The sequence below is a fragment of the Kutzneria buriramensis genome (assembly GCF_003387475.1).
GTDB classification, from domain to species: domain Bacteria; phylum Actinomycetota; class Actinomycetes; order Mycobacteriales; family Pseudonocardiaceae; genus Kutzneria; species Kutzneria buriramensis.
In genome coordinates, this window is sequence record NZ_QUNO01000013.1 from 170,288 (window position 1) to 187,985 (window position 17,698).

A 17,698-nucleotide genomic window follows, 5' to 3' on the forward strand; every position below is an offset into this window, starting at 1 on the left:
CATGGATCTGGAGGAGTTGTCGGCACGGCTCGACGCGTTGGACTATCCGGCGCGCCAGCGAGTTCTCGCCGACACCGCGCGTTCGCTGGCCGGGTCGCCGGCGCTGACCGCGCTGCTGGCGGAACTGGACGCCCAGCCCGGCGTCGCCCGCATGTGGGCGATCACGATGGCGATCGTCGCCGGCGACCAGACCTATGTACGCGGCTGCCTGACCTCACCGGACATGGCAGTGGCCGGCGTGGCGCTGAACCACTGCGTTCGGCGGGGCCTGCACCTCGACGTGATCGCGGAGGCGTTGCCGACCGCGCCGATGGCGTGGCGGACGGCGTTCTATCGGGCGCTGCGCGGCAGCAAGAGCCTCGCGTGGGGGGACAGCGTGCTGTCGTCGGTGCGCGAGCGGTTCGGCGATCACGAGGCAGCGGCCGTGCTCCCGGCCTGCGACACGGAGACGGTCGCGGCGCTGCTGCCCGAGCTGGACTTCGCGGTGCCGAACATGGAGGCGCTCGCCCTCCGTCACCCGACCGTGGTGCTGGATCACCTGCGGCGCCGGCTGACCGAGGCCGGCGAGACCGAACGCGCCGACGTGTGGACGCGATACGGCGCGGCCGTCCGCAGTCTGCTCCGGCACGACGTCGGGCAGGTCCTCGAACTGCTGGAGCAGCGGGGCCCGGTGACCGGGCTGCCGCCGGGGGCCGGCCGCTGGCTGGTCATGCTGGCCAAGGCCGAGCCGGAGCGGGCGGCGGCGATCCTCGGCGACCCCGGTCGGCGCATCCGGTTCGACCCCAGCCGAGGCCTGTGCCAGGCGTTGCGGCAGGCGTCGGACACGGCCCTGGCGGCGCTGGTGCGGGCGGCGATCGGCGACGTCCGCCTGACGACGCTGCTGCGCCGGTTCCCGCCGTCCCAGCGGGCGGAGCTGCTGGACGGCGCGTTGGGCGGCCGCGACATCGTCGCCGCCGGACTGCCCGTCTCGGTGCTGGATCTCCTGCCGTGGCCGGCGCGGCACGCCCACGCCCGCCGGCTGCTGACCACCCGGCGGGTGGCGGACGACCCCCAGCTCCTGCTGGAGGTCACCGCCAGGCTGCCGTGGGCGGAGGCCGAACCGGTGCTGCGAGCGCGGACGGCTCGCCCGGTCGCCGCCGAACGCGAGCACGCGTACCCGCTGCTGATCGGCGCGGCGGCGGCCACCCGTGATCCGGCCACGGTCGGGCGGGCGTTGGCGTCGCTGACCCGGCTGCCCAATGAACAGGATCCGGTCCGCCGCACGGCGATGCAGGCGATCGCCGCCATCCCGTTGTGGCTGCTCGCCGCGTCCGACCTGCCGCAACTGGAGAAGATCGCCACCGACGCCCTCGATGCCCGTGACACGTCCTGGATCACCCGCCGGGCGGTGGAATCCGTGGCCATGGGCCTGGTCCGGCACGGCGCGGTGACCACCGACTCCGCGGTGGTCGACTGCGGCCTGCGGATCCTTGAGCTGGCCGGCGGCCACAACCGCACGCTCAACCTGCGCGACCTGAACCGGAACCTGCCGCGCGGCGCGGAACACGCCGTGTTCGAGGTGTTGCGGCCGCGGATCGCCGCCGACGCGCGGGTGGACCGCCACGACCTCGCGCTGGCTCTCGCCCAGGGCCTGCACCGGCGCGCCTGGGCCATGCCGGACCTTCAGGACTACCTCGCCGCGGCCGTCACCGCGGCGGCGGACCACACGGTCCGACAGGCGATCGACCTCTGGCTGGCGCCGCCGGCGACCCGGTCCGAACGGGTCGAGGCGGTGTTCGACCGTGACCCGTCGACGATCACCGTGCACTCGGTGTCGAACGCGATCAGCGGCCGCCGCACCGACCTGCTGGACCGGGTGCTGGGCCGGCCGCTGCACGGCCGATTCGTCAATCGCGGCGTGCAGCTCGTGCCGATCTTCCCCGGCTCGTTGCGGAACTGGCTGCCCCGCCAGACAGCGCTGTACGCCACGCTGCTGGCCGACCTGGCCACCGCGCCGGGAAAGTCGGTCTGGGAGCGGACCGCCGCCGTGCGGCGGCTGGGCAGCCTGCCCGGCGTCGGTGCCGATGCCGTGCGGCCGTTCCTCGCCGACGGCGAGGTGGCGGTGGTCGAGACCGCCCTGGCCGCGCTGGCCTGGACCGATCGGCCCGACCGGGTGCTGGGCGAGTTGCTCGGCTACGCCGACACCGATCGGGCCCGGGTCGCCGTGTACGCGGCGACTCGCTGCGCTCGCTCCGTCGCGCCGGCGGCGTTGCTGGCCGCGCTGCGGCCGGTGCTCGCCGGCCGGAAGGTGACTTCCCGCAAGGAAGCCGTGCGGCTGGTCGCCGAGCACCGGGTGCCGGGCGCGGTGGACGAGTTGACGGCGTTGTGGGCCGACCCCGACCTGCACCGCGACGTCCGGCGCGGCATCGTGTCGGCGGCCCGTTGGCTGCTGGACGACAGTCGCATGTGGACGGTGCTGGCGGACGCCGCCACGGCGGAACCCGCAGTTGCCGCCGCGCTGACCGACGCCCGGACCTTCACTGTCGCGGAGCCGTACCGGGCCCGGTACGGCGTACTGGTCCGGACTGTCGCCGGTCACCCCGATCCCGATACGGCCAGGGCGGGGTTGACCGCGTGGCCGGCGTGGGCGGCCTGGGATCGCGACGGCGCGGCGTCGCTGGTGACAGTGAGCTGCGACCTGGACAGCACCGCCACCTGGCGGGTGGCGGTCGACGGGCTGATCACCATCTCCGCGCTCACCGGTGACGCGGCGCCGCTGCGGGCAGTGGCCACGACGTTGGCCGGCGTGGACGACGTGGCGGGTCCGGATCGGGATCTGCCCGCTCACCAGCGTCTGCGCTACGTCGCGGAGAGCCTCGTATCACGCGTCGGCATGTCAGGTGAGGCACTTCGCCTTGTCACACAGGCGTTGTCCGAGGTGCTGGTCGGTTTCGCCGATCACCGTGCGGACGGGCTCGCACTCGCCGTGGCCGCGCTGCCCCGGCGGGGCGACTTGTTGCCCGCGCTGCGCGGGATCGCCGCCGTCGCGGATCGGCCGGTGTTGGCGTGGCGGGTCACGGATCGGTTGGCGGGCTGGCTGGCCGCACACGGCACGGAACGGCCGTCGTTGCTGGACACGGCGCGTGATCTTTCTCCGACCGCCGCCGGCGCGCTGCTGGCCGTCGGCATCGCCGACAAGGCCGGGCCACGCGCGGGTTGGTCGGCGCCGTGGCGCGATCTCGTGCTGGCCCTGCGGGAGAACGCCGACCCCGATGTCCGCGAGCGCGCCTTGCGGATTGTCATGGCATCCGAATGAGGTCGCCATCCCGGTCGAGCATCGTGAGGTAGCCATCCAGCCGGGCGGAGCCGGCGATGAGGTTGCGGCTGCGGGCGGTGAGGCGGTCCCGCCAGGAGTGGAGAAAGGCGGTGAGGGCGTCCGCGCCGCCGGCTTCGCGTAGCGACTGGAGGAACTGGGCGACCTGGGACAGCCGGTAGCCGCCCCGGCGAAGCTGGCGGGCGATCTCGGCGTCGCGTACGGCGTCGGGGCCGTACCGACGGTAGCCGGTGGCACGGTCGCGTTCGGGGCGGAGGATGCCCTCGACCTCCCAGGTCCGCAGGGTTGCCGGGTGCAATCCGAGCCGGCGCGCGAGTTCACCGACGCTGAGCCGGCCGGTGAAGCGGGCGGGCGCGGTGGACAGGGTGTCCAGGGCCGCCGCGACCTCGGTGCTGGTGTCGCGTTCGGCGAGCAGCGCGACGTGAGCGGCGTCGATGAGGCGGTAGGCGGAATCGACGTCGCCACGGTTGACCGCACGCATGATCTCCAGCGCCGGCTGGTGTCCGTGGCCGCCGCGCAGGGCGAGGAACGTGCGGAGCGCCTGGGCATGGAGGGGCGTGTAGCGCCGGTAGCCGGTCGGGCTGCGCTCGGCCGGCGGGAGGATGCCGGCGTCGTCGTAGTTGCGGATCGCCTGGGCGGACAATCCGTGCTCTCGCGCGAGGTCGACGGGCCGCAAGCTACACCTCCCTTTGAGGCTTGGAGCCTATCGAACGCAGGTCGACGTCGTGGAAGTCTCATTCGAACCTTCAACGATACCGTCGAGGGCATGTCCACCCCGCTGCGCGCCATCGCCCGCGAACTCGACGACACCGTCCTGGACGACCTGCTCACCGCCCGGCCGACGGTGCTCGCCCTCGGCGAGCCGACCCACGGCATCGCCGCGTTTCCCTTGCTGCGCAACGACATCCTCGCTCACCTGGTCGAACGGGGCTTCCGCTCGGTCGTCCTGGAGACCGACTACTTCGCAGCCTCGATCGTCGACGACTACGTGACCGGGGCGGCCCTTGACCTCGACACCGTGCTCGCGACCGGCTTCAGCCACGGTTTCGGGGCCGTGCCGGGCAACCGTGAACTCGTCGAATGGCTGCGCGAACACAACTCTGGCAGCGCACCGCGCGACCAGGTCCGCTTTCGTGGCTTCGACGCGCCGACGGAGTACGCCTTCGCCCCTAGTCCGCGGCGCGCGCTGTCCTTCGTCATCGACTACCTGTCGGCCTCGGTGCCGGACCTCGACGCGTTGCTCGGCGACGACGGCGACTGGACGAACGAGGCCGCCATGTACGACCCGGCCGCGTCGATCGGCGGCTCCGACCGCGCTCGCGCCCTGCGCATCATCGCCGACGACGTCGCCAGCGAGCTGCGCCGCGCGGCGCCCGCCCTACGCGCCGCCGACCCGTCCCGCCACGACCTCGCCCTGGCACACGCCCGCACTGCCCTCGGCCTGCTGCGCTATCACGCCGCGATGGCCAGCCCCTCGCCCGATCGTATGGGCACCCTGTTCAGCCTGCGTGCGGAGATGATGGCCGACAACCTGCTCGCCATCGTGGCTCAGGAGAGCAGCCCGAGCCTGGTCTTCGCGCACAACCAGATCCTGCAACGGACCCACGGCGAGGCGACCTGGGCCAGCGCCGGCGCGCTCATCGCGCTCGGCCTCGGCGAGCGGTACGTGGTCGTGACGACCGACGCCGATCCGTCCAGTGAGGCCGGCACTTTCCAGCACGCGCTGGCCACAGCCACCACCCGCCGCGCCCTGTTCCCGACGCCGGCCCTGCGCGCCGCGCTCCCCCGGTCGATCCGCGCCGGCAGGCCGATCCTGCCCGGCCACCTCCCGCTCGACCCGGCCGACCTGGAGGCTTCCGACGCGGTCGTCTTCGTCGCCGGCACCGACGGAAAACGGCACCAGTACTGGTGATCAGGCCTGGAAGGTGAGGACTCCTCGGATCAGGCCCTCCAGTTGGTCGAGTGACGCGTTCGGATCGATCAGCCGGCGGACCGCGAAGCCGATGAGCAGGTCGACGATGGCGTCGGCGATCGCGTCCACCGGCAGCGCCTCGACGAGCTCGGCGGGGAACCGGTCGCGGATGACCGTCGAGACGAGGCCGGCGCCGTAGCGCTGCCGCTCGACGAACGCGGCAACCATCCGCGGGTCGTCACGGGTGTCGAGCGCGAACTCCAGCTCGAATCGGGGCCAGCCGGAGGCGAGCGCGACCTCGGCCCACGCGCGCAGGCCGGCGGCCAGTTCCCCCGGCGGCCTGCCCGGATCGAGCACCGGCCCGAGCGCCTCGGTGTGCTCGGCCTGGATCCCTTGCAGCACCAGCAGCGCCAGCTCGGGCTTGCCGGTGAAGTTCGAGTACACGACCCCGGTGGAGAAGCCGGCGGCGTCGGCGACCGCCGCGAGCGAGGTGGCCCGGTAGCCCTCGCGCAGGAACAGGTCCCGCGCGGCCTGGAGCACCTGCTCGCGGTTGCGGGTCTGGGACTCGGCCCGGGTCAGTCGCGGCACGGCGGTGATCCTACCTGTTGACACTATCAAGATACCGTGCTTACTTGGATAGCGTCGTTATCTCAAATCCGGCAGGACTAGGAGCACGGCGATGACCGACTACGAGGTGGCGGTGATCGGAGCCGGCGTGTCCGGCATCGGCGCGGCGGCGCGGCTGATCCAGCAGGGCGTGCGAAACTTCGTGGTGCTGGAGAAAGGCGACGCGCTCGGCGGCACATGGCGGGACAACATCTACCCAGGCTGCGGGTGCGACGTGCCGTCCCGGCTGTACTCCTACACGTTCGCGCCGAATCCGGAGTGGACCCGGGTGTTCGCCAAGCAGGCCGAGATCCTGGACTACCTGCGGGACACCGCCACCCGGCACGGCGTCACCGACCACGTGCGATTCGGCGTCGAAGTCCTGCGTGCCCAATGGGACCCGGCGACGGCGCGCTGGCGACTGTCCACAAGCGACGGCGACGTCACGGCGCGGGCGGTGATCGCGGCCGCCGGCCCGTGGCACACGCCCAACCTGCCGGACATCCCCGGCCTGGCCGGATTCGACGGCCCGGTGTTCCACTCCTCGCGGTGGGACCACGACGTCGACCTCACCGGCAAACGCGTCGCGGTGGTCGGCAGCGGCGCGTCGGCCGTGCAGTTCGTGCCGGCGATCGCGCCCGCCGTGCGACGGCTGCACCTGTTCCAGCGGACGCCGCAATGGGTTCTGCCCAAGCCCGACCACCACGTCCCGCAGGCGGAACGCCGGCTGCTCCGCTGGTCCCGCGCGCTGACATCGTTACGCGGCTTGGAGTACCGGTCGCTGGAGGCGCTCGGATACGCCTTCCGGCGTCCGCGCACGCAGCCGCTACTTCGGGCCATCGCCACCATGAACATCCGGCGCGCCATCCGCGACCCGCGGCTGCGGCGCAAGGTCACCCCGGACTATCCCGTCGGCTGCACCCGGCCGCTGGTGTCCAACGACTACTACCCCGCGCTGGCCCGTCCCAACGTCGATGTGCACGCCACCGGCGTGACGGAGGTCCGCGGCAACACCGTCATCGGCGACGACGGGACCGCCGCCGAGGTCGACGCGATCATCCTCGGCACCGGGTTCCGCATCCTCGATCTCCCCGTCGCCGGGCGGGTTTTCGACGCTGCGGGCGCGAGCCTCGCCGACCACTGGCAGGGCAGTCCGCAGGCGTATCTCGGCACCACCGTGGCCGGCTTTCCCAACCTGTTCCTGGTTCTCGGGCCGAGCCTGGGCACCATCAACTCGGCGTTCGTCGTCGTCGAGGCGCAGCTGGCGCACATCATGCGTGCGCTGCGGCTGCTGCGGACCGCCGACAGCATCGAGGTGCGCCAAGACGTTCAGGACGCTTTCAACGCCCGCGTCCAGGCCGCGCTGCCGTCAACCGCCTACCACGCCGGCAACTGCCGCAGCTATTACATCGATGCCAACGGGCGTAACAGTTTCTCCTGGCCGTGGGCCACCGACCGAATGGTCTCGCAGCTGAGCCGGTTCGATCCCGCCGACTATCGCGTGGTCGAGTCGGCCGTGACGTGCTCGTCGGCGGCGAAGGAAGTCAGGTAGGAGCGGTCGAGGAACCTGGCCTCGTCGTCGGGGACGCGGGCGCCGGCGGCGGCGAGGGCGGCCAGCCAGCGGTCGAAGGCGGCACGGTCCCGGAAGGCGATCTCGGTCATGACGTCGAAGTCGACGTGGTCCTCGCGGATGTTGAGGGGGTCGCCGCGCTCGACGTAGTGCCGCTTGTAGACGTCCGGCGTCGGGGCCAGGGCGAGAATCAGGGGCACGTGGTGGTGCTCATAGTAGTCGACGAACTCGGCGGTGGTCATCCCGGACCGCTTCCGCAGGAGCGAGAGCTTCTTGTACATCCGACCTCCCGAAACGTAACCGGGGAGTTCCCCGGTTCACTCGATTGTAGGCTAAGCGGGGAGGTCCCCGATTGGCAAGGGAGGGCGCGTGCTCGCGAGTTCGACACGGGAGGAGCTGGCCCGCCTGACCCACCCGCCGCTGCGCGCGGACGCACGACGCAACTACGAGGCGGTGTTGGCGGCGGCCGCGAGGGTGTTCGAGGCGGACGGGCCGGAGGCGTCACTGGACGAGATCGCCCGCCGCGCGGGGGTGGGCAATGCGACGCTGTACCGGCACTTCCCCACACGCCGCGACCTGCTCGTGGCGGTGTGCGTCGACGACGTCGAAAAGCTGTGCGCGATCGGCGGCGAACTGCGGCCACGGGAAGGTGCGCTGGAGGCGTGGCTGCGCGCCTACGTCGAGCACATCCGCACCAGACGCGGCCTCGGGGCGGCATTCGCGGACAGCCGGGACTCCACCTTCGTGGCGACGTGTCGAGCGGCGGTCGGTGAGGTGGCGAATGCGCTGCTCGACGACGCGAAGCGGTCCAACCGAGTCCGCGCGGACCTCGAGCTCGATGACGTGCTCACGCTGGCCAACGCGATCGCCATCGTGACGGAGTCGAGCGACCGGAACCGCGCGGAGAGCCTGTTGACGCTGGTCGTCGAGGGATTCCGCTAGGCCGACTCGGTCCGGTGCACCACCAGCAGCGCGACGTCGTCGGCGGTGGACTGGCCCTCGACGAACTCGGCCATGAGCTCGGTGCACACGGTCTCGGACGGCACGGCGGCGACGGCCCGCAGCAGCTCGTCCAGACCGGCGTCGATGGGCCGCCCGCGCCGCTCGACGAGACCGTCGGTGTAGAAGCACACGGTGGCGCCGGGCGCGACCTCGATGACGGTGCTGCGGCGCTGCCGGCCACGGAGCGCGAAACCGATGGGCGGGTCGACGACGGCGTCGACGAACTGGCTCGGACGGCCGGGGACGGCCAGCACGGGCCGCAGGTGGCCGGCGAGGCAGAGGGTGAGCCGACCGGCGGTGGGCTCGACCACGGCGTACGCGACGGTGGCCATGACGCCGGCCTCGAAGTGACTCGCCTTGCGGTCGAGCTTGTCCAACACGATCTCGGGGGCGTCGTTGTCGAGGGCGTAGGCGCGCAGGGCGCTGCGCAGGCGTCCCATGACGACGGCGGCGGGGAAGCCGTGCCCGGCGACGTCGCCGATGACGATGCCGATACGGCCGCCGGACAGCTCGAACACGTCGTACCAGTCGCCGCCGACGCCGAGATCGGCGCCGGGGGCGTAGCGGCCGGCGAAGTCGAGGCCGGCGACGGCGGGCAGGCGGCTGGGCAGCAGGCTGCGCTGCAACGCGGTGGTCGCGCTGCTCTCGGCGTTGGTGGTGTGGGCCTGCACGGCGAGCGCCAGCCGGTCGGCGGCGACCTGGAGCAGGTGGAGGTCCTCGTCGTCGAACGTGCGGTCGCCACCGGCGCCCACCCGCAGCACGCCGACGAACGTGCCGGCGGCGACCATGGGCACCGCGACCAGCGCGGTGATGCCGTTCTCCCACAACGGGGTCTCGACGGACGCCGCGTCAACCCGGTCGGCGACAGTCGTCTTCTGGTTCAGGGCCACCCGCCCGGCCAGCCCGGCGCCGACCTCGATCCGCACCGGCCGGCTGACGTGCTGCTCGACGCCGACCGCGGGCCCGGCGACGAGGTGCTCGCCGGACCGGTCATAGAGCAGGACCGTGACGGTGTCGACCCTCAACAGGTCGTGGATGCGCGTGAGCAGGTCCCGCTGCACGGCCTCGGCCCCCATCCGGGACAGGGCGGCATCCGTGACGGCGTCCAGGAACCGCAGCCGGGTGTCCGGCGGCGCGCTCGCGGGCCAGCGCATGCGGACGCGTGTGCCCGTGGGCGACGGCAGCACGGTCACCTGCGCGGCGAGGCGCTCGATCAGCGCCAGCCCACGCCCGCGGTGCTGCTGCTCCTCGGGCGTGCTCACGTGCCAGTGCCCCTCATCGGCCACGACCGCCACCACGGCCTCGCCGTCGTGGTACAGCTCGACGTCGAGATTGCCGATGCCGTCGTCGCGGTACGCGTGCTCGACGACGTTCGCCATGGCCTCGTAGACGGCCAGCCCCACCATCTGCGACAGGTCCGTGGACAGCCCGGCGCGCTCGGTCCAGGCCTCGATCGACTTGCGGATGCCGCTGAGCTGCTCGGCCTTGGCCAGCCCGTGCCACCGCAGCGGCGGTTCGAGCCCGCTCATCCCTCGATCGCGGCTTTCAGCGTGGGCCTGATCAGCAGGTCCTCGGTCAGGCCGGTGAGCTCCATGGGCCGCAGCACGGCCGGGTCGCTGGCGACCACCCGTAGCTCGGTGCTCTCGTCGGAGGCCCGGTGGGCCAGCGCCAGCACCGCGAGCCCGGCCGAGGAGAAGAACCGGACGTCGGTCAGGTCGATGACCAGAACGCGGGGCCGCTCGCCCAGCAGGGTCACCACCTGGCTCTCCAGCGCCGGCGCGGTGACCATGTCCACCTCGCCGTCCACGTGCACCACAGCGATGTCGTCAGCCGGACGCTCAACGGCGACGGTCGCCACCCCCACCTCCGCATTGCTCGGTTCATCCCCGCTCAAACCGGTCACACGGACATCATGCCTCCCGCCGTGGCGGGAGGCAGCGCAGATGCGACCGAACGACGGGATAACCGGTCGGAGCGGGGCCGAAACCTCGACTACGGCTGCAGCAGGACCTTCACCGCGCCGTCGCGTTTCTGCTGGAACATCTGGTACGCGGCCGGGGCCCGGTCCAGTTGGACCCGGTGGGTGGCGAAGCTCTCCAGGCCGAGCGGGTCGCCGTCGACGACCAGCGGCAACAGGTCGTCGACCCAGCGGTGCACGTTGGCCTGCCCCATCCGCAGCTGGATCTGCTTGTCGAACATGCGGAGCATCGGCATCGGGTCGGCCATGCCGCCGTACACGCCGGACAGCGAGACGGTGCCGCCGCGACGGACGATCTCGATCGCCAGGTACAGCGCGTGCAGGCGGTCCACGCCGACGCGTTTCATGAGCCAGCTCTGCATGGCGTCCGGCAGCATCGCGGTCATCTGCTGGGTGAGCTGCGCCGCCGGCGAGCCGTGCGCCTCCATGCCGACGGCGTCGATCACCGAGTCCGGACCGCGGCCGCCGGTCTTGTCCCGGATCACCCGCACCAGATCGGGATCGCGCAGGTCCACCACGTCCACCCCGTTGGCCCGCGCCCGCTCCAGCCGCTCCGGCACGAGGTCGACGCCGATCACCTGGCCGGCCCCGCGGTGCTGGGCGACCCGGCACGACATGTCGCCGATCGGCCCGAGGCCCAGCACCACCAGGCTGCCGCCGTCGGGCACCGCGGCGTAGTCGACGGCCTGCCACGCGGTCGGCAGCACGTCGGACAGGTAGACGAACCGGTCGTCCGGCGGGCCGTCCGGCACCTTGATCGGCAACGTGTTGCCGAACGGCACCCGCAGGAACTCCGCCTGGCCGCCGGGCACCTGGCCGTACAGCTTGGTGTAGCCGAACAGCGCGGCGCCGTTGCCCTGCGCGTGCACCTGGGTCGTCTCGCACTGCGAGTGCAGGCCCTGGCCGCACATGAAGCACGTCCCGCAGGACACGTTGAACGGGATCACCACGCGGTCGCCGGGGCGGACGGCCGTCACCTCGGGCCCGACCTCCTCCACCACGCCCATCGGCTCGTGGCCCAGGATGTCGCCCTCGTCCAGGAACGGCCCCAGCACCTCGTACAGGTGCAGGTCGGAGCCGCAGATGCCGCTGGACGTGATGCCGACGACGATGTCGGTCGGGTCCTCGATCCGCGGGTCCGGCACGGTGTCCACGCGGACGTCCCGCCGGCCGTGCCAGGTCACTGCCTTCATCGTTTCCTCCCGGATGTCGTCCTGCGACGGCTACCCGGTGTGCGGTGAGCTATCCGCCTCCTCGCACGGCGCCTCGAGGATCTCCCGCGACCGGTCCAGCAGCTCCAGCGCCGCCCGCAGCCGCTCGGCGGTCCGCCTGCGCACCGTCTCCAGGGCATCCACCCGCCGCCGGGCGTCGGCGACCAGCGCGTCCGCCTCGGCACGGGTGGACGCCCTCAGCGCGTCCAGTTCCGCCATGGTCTCCCGGCGGCGCGCGGCCATCGCGGCCTGAAAGTCCTCTTCGGCGAGCCGGCGCTGCGCCGCCGCCCGCTCGTCGAGCTCCGCGCGGCGCGCGGCGGCCTGCTCGGTGAGGGCCTTGACGTCGGCCTGGGCCTTGCGCATCAGCTCGCCGTGTTCGTTCTCCATCTGCTGCCGCCGGGTGTCGAGATCGGCGGCGAGCCGGTCGCAGCGCTCCCGCAGGCGGTCCGTGGCGAGTCGGGTGTTGCGCCAGCTCTGCTCGGCCGCGGCCCGAGCCGAGGAGGTGATCTCCGCGGCCTCGTCACGGGCCAGCTCCACCATCCGCCGCAGTCGCTCGGTCAGCCCCTCGGGGCTCACCGGCGTGCGGCAGACGCGGTCCAGGCGCGACTTCAGCACGGCGATCTCGCGGCGCAACGTCTCCACCTGCCGGGCGAGGTCGTCGGCGCGCTGCACCGCCGCGTCCCGATCGGTCGTCAGCAGTCGCAGGTCGGCGTCCACGGCGTGCAGGTGGCGCTGCACCTGGTATCGGTCGTAGCCCCGCATCACGACGTCGAAGTCGACTGCCAGCGGCACGATCTCCTCGGCCACCACCGTCATGGCGGTGCGTTCCTCCTTCCCTCGCTAGCGGTCCAGGTACAACTCGGCGAGCCGTTCGCCGACGTGGCGGCGGTCGAGGCCGGACAGGTCCGGCGGGTCGGTGCGGCCGACGGGGCGGCCCATGCGCAGCGCCTCGACGAAGCGGGCCAGCACGCGCGGCGCGGGCACGGCGCCGTGGGCCGGGTCGAGGTGCCGAATGACGACGAGGTCCTCGCCGGACGCCGTCTCGACGGCGGCGGACCAGCCGTGGCCCTCGTCCCACAGCAGCGCCAACTCGCGGCCGGGGTAGACCGGCAGCGTTCCGTCCAGCGCCAGATACGCCGAGGCCGGGGCGGTGGTGTCCACTGTGGTCGACTCCGCGCCGACGCCCAGCGCGCGGGCCACCGCGGTGATGTAGGCCCGCAGCCCCCGGTCGAAGGTGTCGTCGTCGTACCAGGTGATCTCGGACCGGGCGGCGGCGCCGGTCAGCAACGGTGCGCCTCGCACCCTGCGTTTCCTTCCATGGCCGGGCCCGGCGCCACGCACAAAGCGATGTGAAAGCGGCGTTCCTCGCATCCGAGTCGAGGAACGCCGCTCTCCCACCTCCTCTCGGAAGTGCGGCGCCGGGGTGGAGGGGTCAGGCGTCGATCTGCTTGGGCTCGGCGCTGCCGGCGTCGATGGCGATCTTGCGCGGCTTGGCCTTCTCGGCGACCGGGATCCGCAGCGTCAGCACGCCCTGCTCGTACTGGGCGGAGATGCGGTCGGCGTCGAGCGCGTCGCCCAGGAACAACTGGCGGGAGAACACCCCCAGCGGACGCTCGGCGACCTGCATCTCGACGCTCTCGCCGCGCTCGACCGGGCGGCGCTCCGCCTTCACGGTCAGCACGTTGCGCTCGACGTCCAGGTCGATCGCGCCGGGGTCGATGCCCGGCAGGTCGAAGTGCACGACGAACTCGTCGCCGGTGCGGTAGGCGTCCATCGGCATCGCCGTCGGGCGGGACCACGTCCCCGGCGCGCCGAACACCTGCTGGGTCAGCCGGTCGAACTCCCGGAACGGGTCGGTGCGCATCAACATCGTTCCACCTCCATGTCCCTCGTCTTGGTGTCAACGCGCACCACAGTTCTAACACGTCATCCAAACGATGACAAGTGCTCTGTCATCCATAGGACGACATTGCCTCCACCTGGCGAAATTGCCGGCATCGGAGCTACCATGTCGTCTTTACGACGACTGGACACATGTCATCGGAAGGGCGACACGATGGAGGGCAGCGAACGCGACCTGGCCCGGCAGTGGCTGCGGGACCGGCAGGCCGGCGCCGACGACACCCGCGCCGGCGACCGGGCACTGACCGATCTCGCCCTGATCGACGAGATCGCGCACCACCGGCTCGGCCAGCCTGCCGGGAACGAGAACGGCGTCACCGACGCGCTCGCCGCGCTGACCCTGCTCCGGCACCTCCGCGAGGAGCTGGCCGAGTGGGAGCCGCGGCTCATCGCCGCCGCTCGCGCCCACGGCGCCAGCTGGATCCAGCTGGCGCCGGCGCTGGGCGTGGCCAGCCGGCAGGCGGCCGAGCGCCGCTACCTGCGGCTGCGGCCCGACGACACCGGCGCCACCACCGGCGAGCAGCGGGTCCGGGCCGCGCGCGACCGGCGCGCCGGCGACCGGGCGGCCGCCAAGTGGGCGCGTGACCACGCGATCGGCCTGCGCCAGCTGGCCGCACAGGTCAGCGCCCTCGACGGCGACGCGACGCTGGTCGGCGACGCTCAGCACCACGTCGACACCGTGACGGCGGCATTGGGCGAGTCCGACAGCGCCGCACTGCTCGGCCCGCTCACCGAGGCCCACCCGCACCTGCACGCGAGCCATCCGGCGCTGGCCGACAAGATCGCCACCGCCACCGACGAGGGCAACCAGGCGCGGCAGATCAGCTGAGGCCCGTCACGGCGTGTCGACGCTGGCCTGGCGGAGGTCCAGCTCCCGCAGCACCCGCCGCAGCACCTCGTCGTCGATCTCGCCGGCGTCGCGCGCCGCGACGAAGACCTTGCGCTCCACGTCCAGCATCGTGGCGAGCAGCCGCTGGTACGCCTCGGCCCGGCCGCCCTCCTGGTCCTCCATCCACTCCCTGGCCGCGCCCTGGTGGTGCTCGGCCAGCGACCGCAGCAGCTCCACGACGTGCTCCGGCGTGGTCTCGCCCCGGTCGGCGACCTTCCGGTCGAGCTCCTCGCTGGCGGCCGCCACGGCGTCGTGGCGCACGCGGGCCTCGTCGTCGGCGTTCTCCCGCTCCTCGTCGGCGGGCACCCGCAGCAGGCGGATCAGCAGCGCGAGGGTCGACCCGTGCAGCAGCAGGGTGCCGACGGTGATCGCGAAGGTGGCGAACAGCACCAGCTCCCGGCCGGGCATCGACGGCGGCGTGGCGTAGGCGACGGCCAGCGAGATCACACCGCGCATCCCGGCCCAGCCGACGATCGTGGTCCCCTTCAGGTCCAGATCTCGGTTCCTGACCAGGAAAACCCACAGCACCCGCACCACCACGGTCACGGCCAGCAGCGCGGCGGCCGCGCCGACCAGGCCCCAGCTCACGCCCACCGCGGCGGCGATCGTTCGCAGCTGGAGCCCGATCACGGCGAACACCACCGACTCGAGCAGGACGTCCACCGACCGCCAGACGGCGTTCTCGCGCAGCCGGGTGGTGTGTCGGCCGTACGGCGCCTGGTGTCCCATGAGGACGCCGGCGACCGCGACGGCCAGCACGCCGGAGGCCTGCGCCTGCTCGGCGAGCAGGTAGCAGGCGAACGGCGTCACGACGCCCATCGCGCTCTCCAGCACGCCGTCGCCGATGCGCACCCGGACCGCGTGCACGACGAAACCGGCGACCGCGCCGATCAGGCCGCCGACCACCGCGGCGTACAGGAAGGCCAGGATCCCTTGCCACCACGTCAAAGTGGCGCCGGTGGCGACCACGATCGCCAGCTTCCACAGCGTCAGGGCGGCCGCGTCGTTGCCGAGGCTCTCGCCGGCCAGCAGCACCATCGCCCGGCGCGGCACGTGCAGGCGGCGGCAGATCGACACCGCCGCCACCGCGTCCGTCGGCGCGATCACCGCGCCCAGCACCAGCGCCGACGCCAGCGGGAACTGCGGCAGCAGGACATGAGCCGCGACGCCGACCGCCGCCATCGTGGCGACGACCGGCCCGACCGAGAACAACCCGATCGGGCGCAGCATCGCCCTGATGTTGACGTACGAGCTGTCCAGGGCGGCCGAGTACACCAGCGGCGGCAGCACGAAGGCCAGCACGAACTCCGGTTCCAGGCCGAAATCCGGCAGACCCGGCAGCAGCGACACGCACAGGCCGACCGCCAGCAGCGTCAACTGCGGCGGCAGCCTCAGCTTCGAGGCGACGGTCCGCACCGCGAGGGCGCCGACCACCAGCGCCACCAGAACCGGGGGTGTCACACCGGCTTCTCCGGCACGACGAGCACGAATCCGCTCCGCGGCCGGGCCGGCACGCGGCGCAGCGAGATCGTCAGATCCTGGTGCGGCACCTCGTAGTCCAGCCGCGCCAACCGTTCCGACAGGGCAGCCAGCACGGAGACGGCGATGCCCTCGCCCGGGCAGCGGTGCCCGTCGTCGGCCCAGCCCGCGCCCTGCGGCACGAGTTCGAACGGGCCGATCGCGCGGTCGAGGAACCGCCCCGGCGAGAACGCGTACGGGTCGGGCCACAGCTCGGGGTCATGGTTGTGCCCGTGGATGTCCAGCAGCACCAGGCTGCCCTCGGGGATCTCCTCCCCCAGCCAGTCCAGGTCCCGGGCGGCCAGGCCCGCGAGGAACGGCACGAACGGGTAGAACCGCCGCACCTCGTGCGCGAACGCCACGGCGTAGTCCCCGCCGGCGGCAAGGCTCTCGCGGTGTTCGGGCCAGCGGTGCAGGGCGTGCGCCGCGAAGGTGACGAACCAGCTCAGCGCCGCCGTCGGCCGGATCACGTTGAGCAGCTCGACCGCCCGCACGTGCGGGTCCTCGATGTGCTTTGCCACCACGTCAACCACCGCCCCATCGGCGACGCGGGCGAGCCACTTCTCCCGCCGCCGCCGGGCGATGCGGGCCTTGAGGTGCCGCGGGCCGGCGGTGGCGAAGCCGTCGACCATTGCGATCAGGTCCGCGGCCAGCGCCGGCAGGTCGGCGGGCGCGACCCGGATGCCGGCCCAGTCGCACACCGCTTCGGTCAGCACCCGGCCGGCCTCGTCGAACAGGACCATCCGACCGGGTCGCAGCGTCTGGTCCCAGACGTCGACCACCCGCTCGGTCAGGTCGGCGACGCCGGCCGGGTCCATGATGGACAGGAACATCTCCTTGCGGGAGCGGTGTTCCTCGCCGTCCAGAGTGTGCACGGCGCCGCGGCCGAACAGCGTGCTCAGCACCGGCTCCGGCAGCGCGCCGTGCCGACGGACGTTCTCCTCGTCGTAGAAGTACCGCGCGGCGCCCACTCCCCCGATGCACCAGGCGCGGCGCCCCAGCAGCCGGGTGCGGACGGTGGGCGTGCGGCGACGGCGGTCCGGGAGCCAGGCGTAGCCCTCGGTCAGCAGCGACACCGTCTCGTCGACGGGCATCACTCGACGGAACCCGCGACCTTCTCGTCGGCCATCATCGCCTCGTAGCCCTGTTTGGCCACCGCCTCCGGGTCGTCCGTTTCGGGTATCAGGGCGGTGACGGTGACGCCGCTGTCCCACAGCTCCTCGCGCAGCGACTCCGCGAACGCCCGCAGGAACGCTGTGGCGGCATTGCCGACCGTCCGGAACGGGCCGGCGGCGATCGAGGACGTGAACAGGACCCGGCCGCTGCCACGGGCGGTCATGGTGGGCACCAGGCGCTTGGTCAGGTGCACCGCGGAGCGCACGTTCAGGTCGACCGCGGTGAGCTGCTCGTCCAGCGTCGACTCGGCGACGAACGGCCCGGGCACTGCGCCGCCGGTGTTGACCACCAGCGCCTCGACCGGCCGTCCGGTCATGGTCACGCGGCCGACGAGCTGCTCCACGCGTTCCGGCCGGGAGAGATCGCCGCGCACGGCCTCCACGGCGACGTTGCTGGCGCGCAGCGCGTCGGCGGCCAGCGGGAGCCCGTCGTCCTCCGCGCTGACGACCAGGTCGAAGCCGTTCTCGGCGAGCTGGTGAGCGAGCTCCAGCCCGATGCCGCCGGACGCTCCGGTCACCACGGCGAGCGGGTTGAGGGGTGTGCTCACGTCTCCTCCTTCGGTCCGGACGCGGGTCCACCTTCGGCATTACCCAGCCTCGCGACGGTTATGCCGGAATCGAT

Annotated in this window: 17 protein-coding genes; 5 read left to right on the plus strand and 12 right to left on the minus strand. The window is 72.5% G+C overall.

The window, feature by feature from the left end:
* Position 1 precedes the first annotated feature (1 nt).
* Entirely contained in the window at positions 2 to 3,295 is a 3,294-nt protein-coding gene (locus tag BCF44_RS34500; protein ID WP_116178637.1) for a hypothetical protein, read from the plus strand.
* On the opposite strand, the gene BCF44_RS34505 is transcribed toward BCF44_RS34500, so the two are convergent.
* Positions 3,279 to 3,989 carry a MerR family transcriptional regulator gene (locus tag BCF44_RS34505; RefSeq protein WP_116178638.1) on the minus strand — a complete coding sequence of 237 codons (711 nt, stop codon included), beginning with the start codon at positions 3,987 to 3,989 and terminating at the stop codon, positions 3,279 to 3,281. The genes BCF44_RS34500 and BCF44_RS34505 overlap by 17 nt on opposite strands.
* A 90-nt stretch (positions 3,990 to 4,079) precedes the next feature.
* Between BCF44_RS34505 and BCF44_RS34510 the strand changes: the two genes are divergently transcribed.
* Complete coding sequence (locus BCF44_RS34510) at positions 4,080 to 5,225, plus strand: erythromycin esterase family protein (protein WP_116178639.1); 1,146 nt, start codon at positions 4,080 to 4,082, stop codon at positions 5,223 to 5,225.
* On the opposite strand, the gene BCF44_RS34515 is transcribed toward BCF44_RS34510, so the two are convergent.
* The gene (locus BCF44_RS34515; RefSeq protein WP_147328732.1) at positions 5,226 to 5,813 is read right to left on the minus strand and encodes a TetR/AcrR family transcriptional regulator; all 588 of its coding nucleotides are present in this window, start codon (positions 5,811 to 5,813) and stop codon (positions 5,226 to 5,228) included. It lies immediately after the preceding gene.
* A gap of 91 nt (positions 5,814 to 5,904) precedes the next feature.
* On the opposite strand from BCF44_RS34515, the gene BCF44_RS34520 reads away from it, so the two are divergent.
* Positions 5,905 to 7,383, plus strand: coding sequence for a flavin-containing monooxygenase (locus BCF44_RS34520; RefSeq protein WP_116178641.1), 1,479 nt, complete (start codon positions 5,905 to 5,907; stop codon positions 7,381 to 7,383).
* On the opposite strand, the gene BCF44_RS34525 is transcribed toward BCF44_RS34520, so the two are convergent.
* A complete protein-coding gene (locus BCF44_RS34525) occupies positions 7,326 to 7,682 on the minus strand; it encodes an EthD domain-containing protein (protein WP_116178642.1) in 357 nt (118 codons plus the stop codon). The genes BCF44_RS34520 and BCF44_RS34525 overlap by 58 nt on opposite strands.
* A gap of 88 nt (positions 7,683 to 7,770) precedes the next feature.
* Between BCF44_RS34525 and BCF44_RS34530 the strand changes: the two genes are divergently transcribed.
* A complete protein-coding gene (locus BCF44_RS34530; protein WP_211353341.1) occupies positions 7,771 to 8,343 on the plus strand; it encodes a TetR/AcrR family transcriptional regulator in 573 nt (190 codons plus the stop codon).
* On the opposite strand, the gene BCF44_RS34535 is transcribed toward BCF44_RS34530, so the two are convergent.
* From BCF44_RS34535 to BCF44_RS34560, 6 genes are all read right to left on the minus strand, one after another.
* Complete coding sequence (locus BCF44_RS34535) at positions 8,340 to 9,932, minus strand: SpoIIE family protein phosphatase (protein WP_170217896.1); 1,593 nt, start codon at positions 9,930 to 9,932, stop codon at positions 8,340 to 8,342. The two genes, BCF44_RS34530 and BCF44_RS34535, sit on opposite strands and share 4 nt — an antisense overlap.
* Positions 9,929 to 10,261 carry an STAS domain-containing protein gene (locus tag BCF44_RS34540; protein WP_170217897.1) on the minus strand — a complete coding sequence of 111 codons (333 nt, stop codon included), beginning with the start codon at positions 10,259 to 10,261 and terminating at the stop codon, positions 9,929 to 9,931. The genes BCF44_RS34535 and BCF44_RS34540 overlap by 4 nt, the downstream gene beginning before the upstream one ends.
* Positions 10,262 to 10,395: 134 nt before the next feature.
* Positions 10,396 to 11,574 (minus strand): zinc-dependent alcohol dehydrogenase, encoded by a 1,179-nt coding sequence (locus tag BCF44_RS34545; RefSeq protein WP_116178644.1) that lies wholly within the window; start codon positions 11,572 to 11,574, stop codon positions 10,396 to 10,398.
* 30 nt (positions 11,575 to 11,604) lie between these two features.
* Positions 11,605 to 12,408 (minus strand): cellulose-binding protein, encoded by an 804-nt coding sequence (locus tag BCF44_RS34550; RefSeq protein WP_147328734.1) that lies wholly within the window; start codon positions 12,406 to 12,408, stop codon positions 11,605 to 11,607.
* 24 nt (positions 12,409 to 12,432) lie between these two features.
* A complete protein-coding gene (locus BCF44_RS34555; RefSeq protein ID WP_170217898.1) occupies positions 12,433 to 12,894 on the minus strand; it encodes a DUF6292 family protein in 462 nt (153 codons plus the stop codon).
* A 130-nt stretch (positions 12,895 to 13,024) separates the two neighbouring features.
* Positions 13,025 to 13,462, minus strand: coding sequence for an Hsp20/alpha crystallin family protein (locus BCF44_RS34560; protein ID WP_116178646.1), 438 nt, complete (start codon positions 13,460 to 13,462; stop codon positions 13,025 to 13,027).
* Between the two features lie 186 nt (positions 13,463 to 13,648).
* Here BCF44_RS34560 and BCF44_RS34565 point away from each other — a divergent pair, with 186 nt between their 5' ends.
* The gene (locus tag BCF44_RS34565; protein ID WP_116178647.1) at positions 13,649 to 14,323 is read left to right on the plus strand and encodes an HSP18 transcriptional regulator; all 675 of its coding nucleotides are present in this window, start codon (positions 13,649 to 13,651) and stop codon (positions 14,321 to 14,323) included.
* 6 nt (positions 14,324 to 14,329) lie between these two features.
* Here BCF44_RS34565 and BCF44_RS34570 read toward each other — a convergent pair whose 3' ends face one another.
* From BCF44_RS34570 to BCF44_RS34580, 3 genes are read right to left on the minus strand one after another with little or no spacing between them, the layout of a single operon-like run.
* Entirely contained in the window at positions 14,330 to 15,844 is a 1,515-nt protein-coding gene (locus BCF44_RS34570; RefSeq protein ID WP_116178648.1) for a cation:proton antiporter, read from the minus strand.
* Positions 15,841 to 16,995, minus strand: a complete 1,155-nt coding sequence (locus BCF44_RS34575; RefSeq protein ID WP_116178649.1) for a cytochrome P450 — start codon at positions 16,993 to 16,995, stop codon at positions 15,841 to 15,843. Before BCF44_RS34575 ends, BCF44_RS34570 begins: the two co-directional genes overlap by 4 nt.
* Positions 16,995 to 17,624, minus strand: a complete 630-nt coding sequence (locus BCF44_RS34580) for an SDR family NAD(P)-dependent oxidoreductase (RefSeq protein WP_116178650.1) — start codon at positions 17,622 to 17,624, stop codon at positions 16,995 to 16,997. Before BCF44_RS34580 ends, BCF44_RS34575 begins: the two co-directional genes overlap by 1 nt.
* Positions 17,625 to 17,698 lie beyond the last annotated feature (74 nt).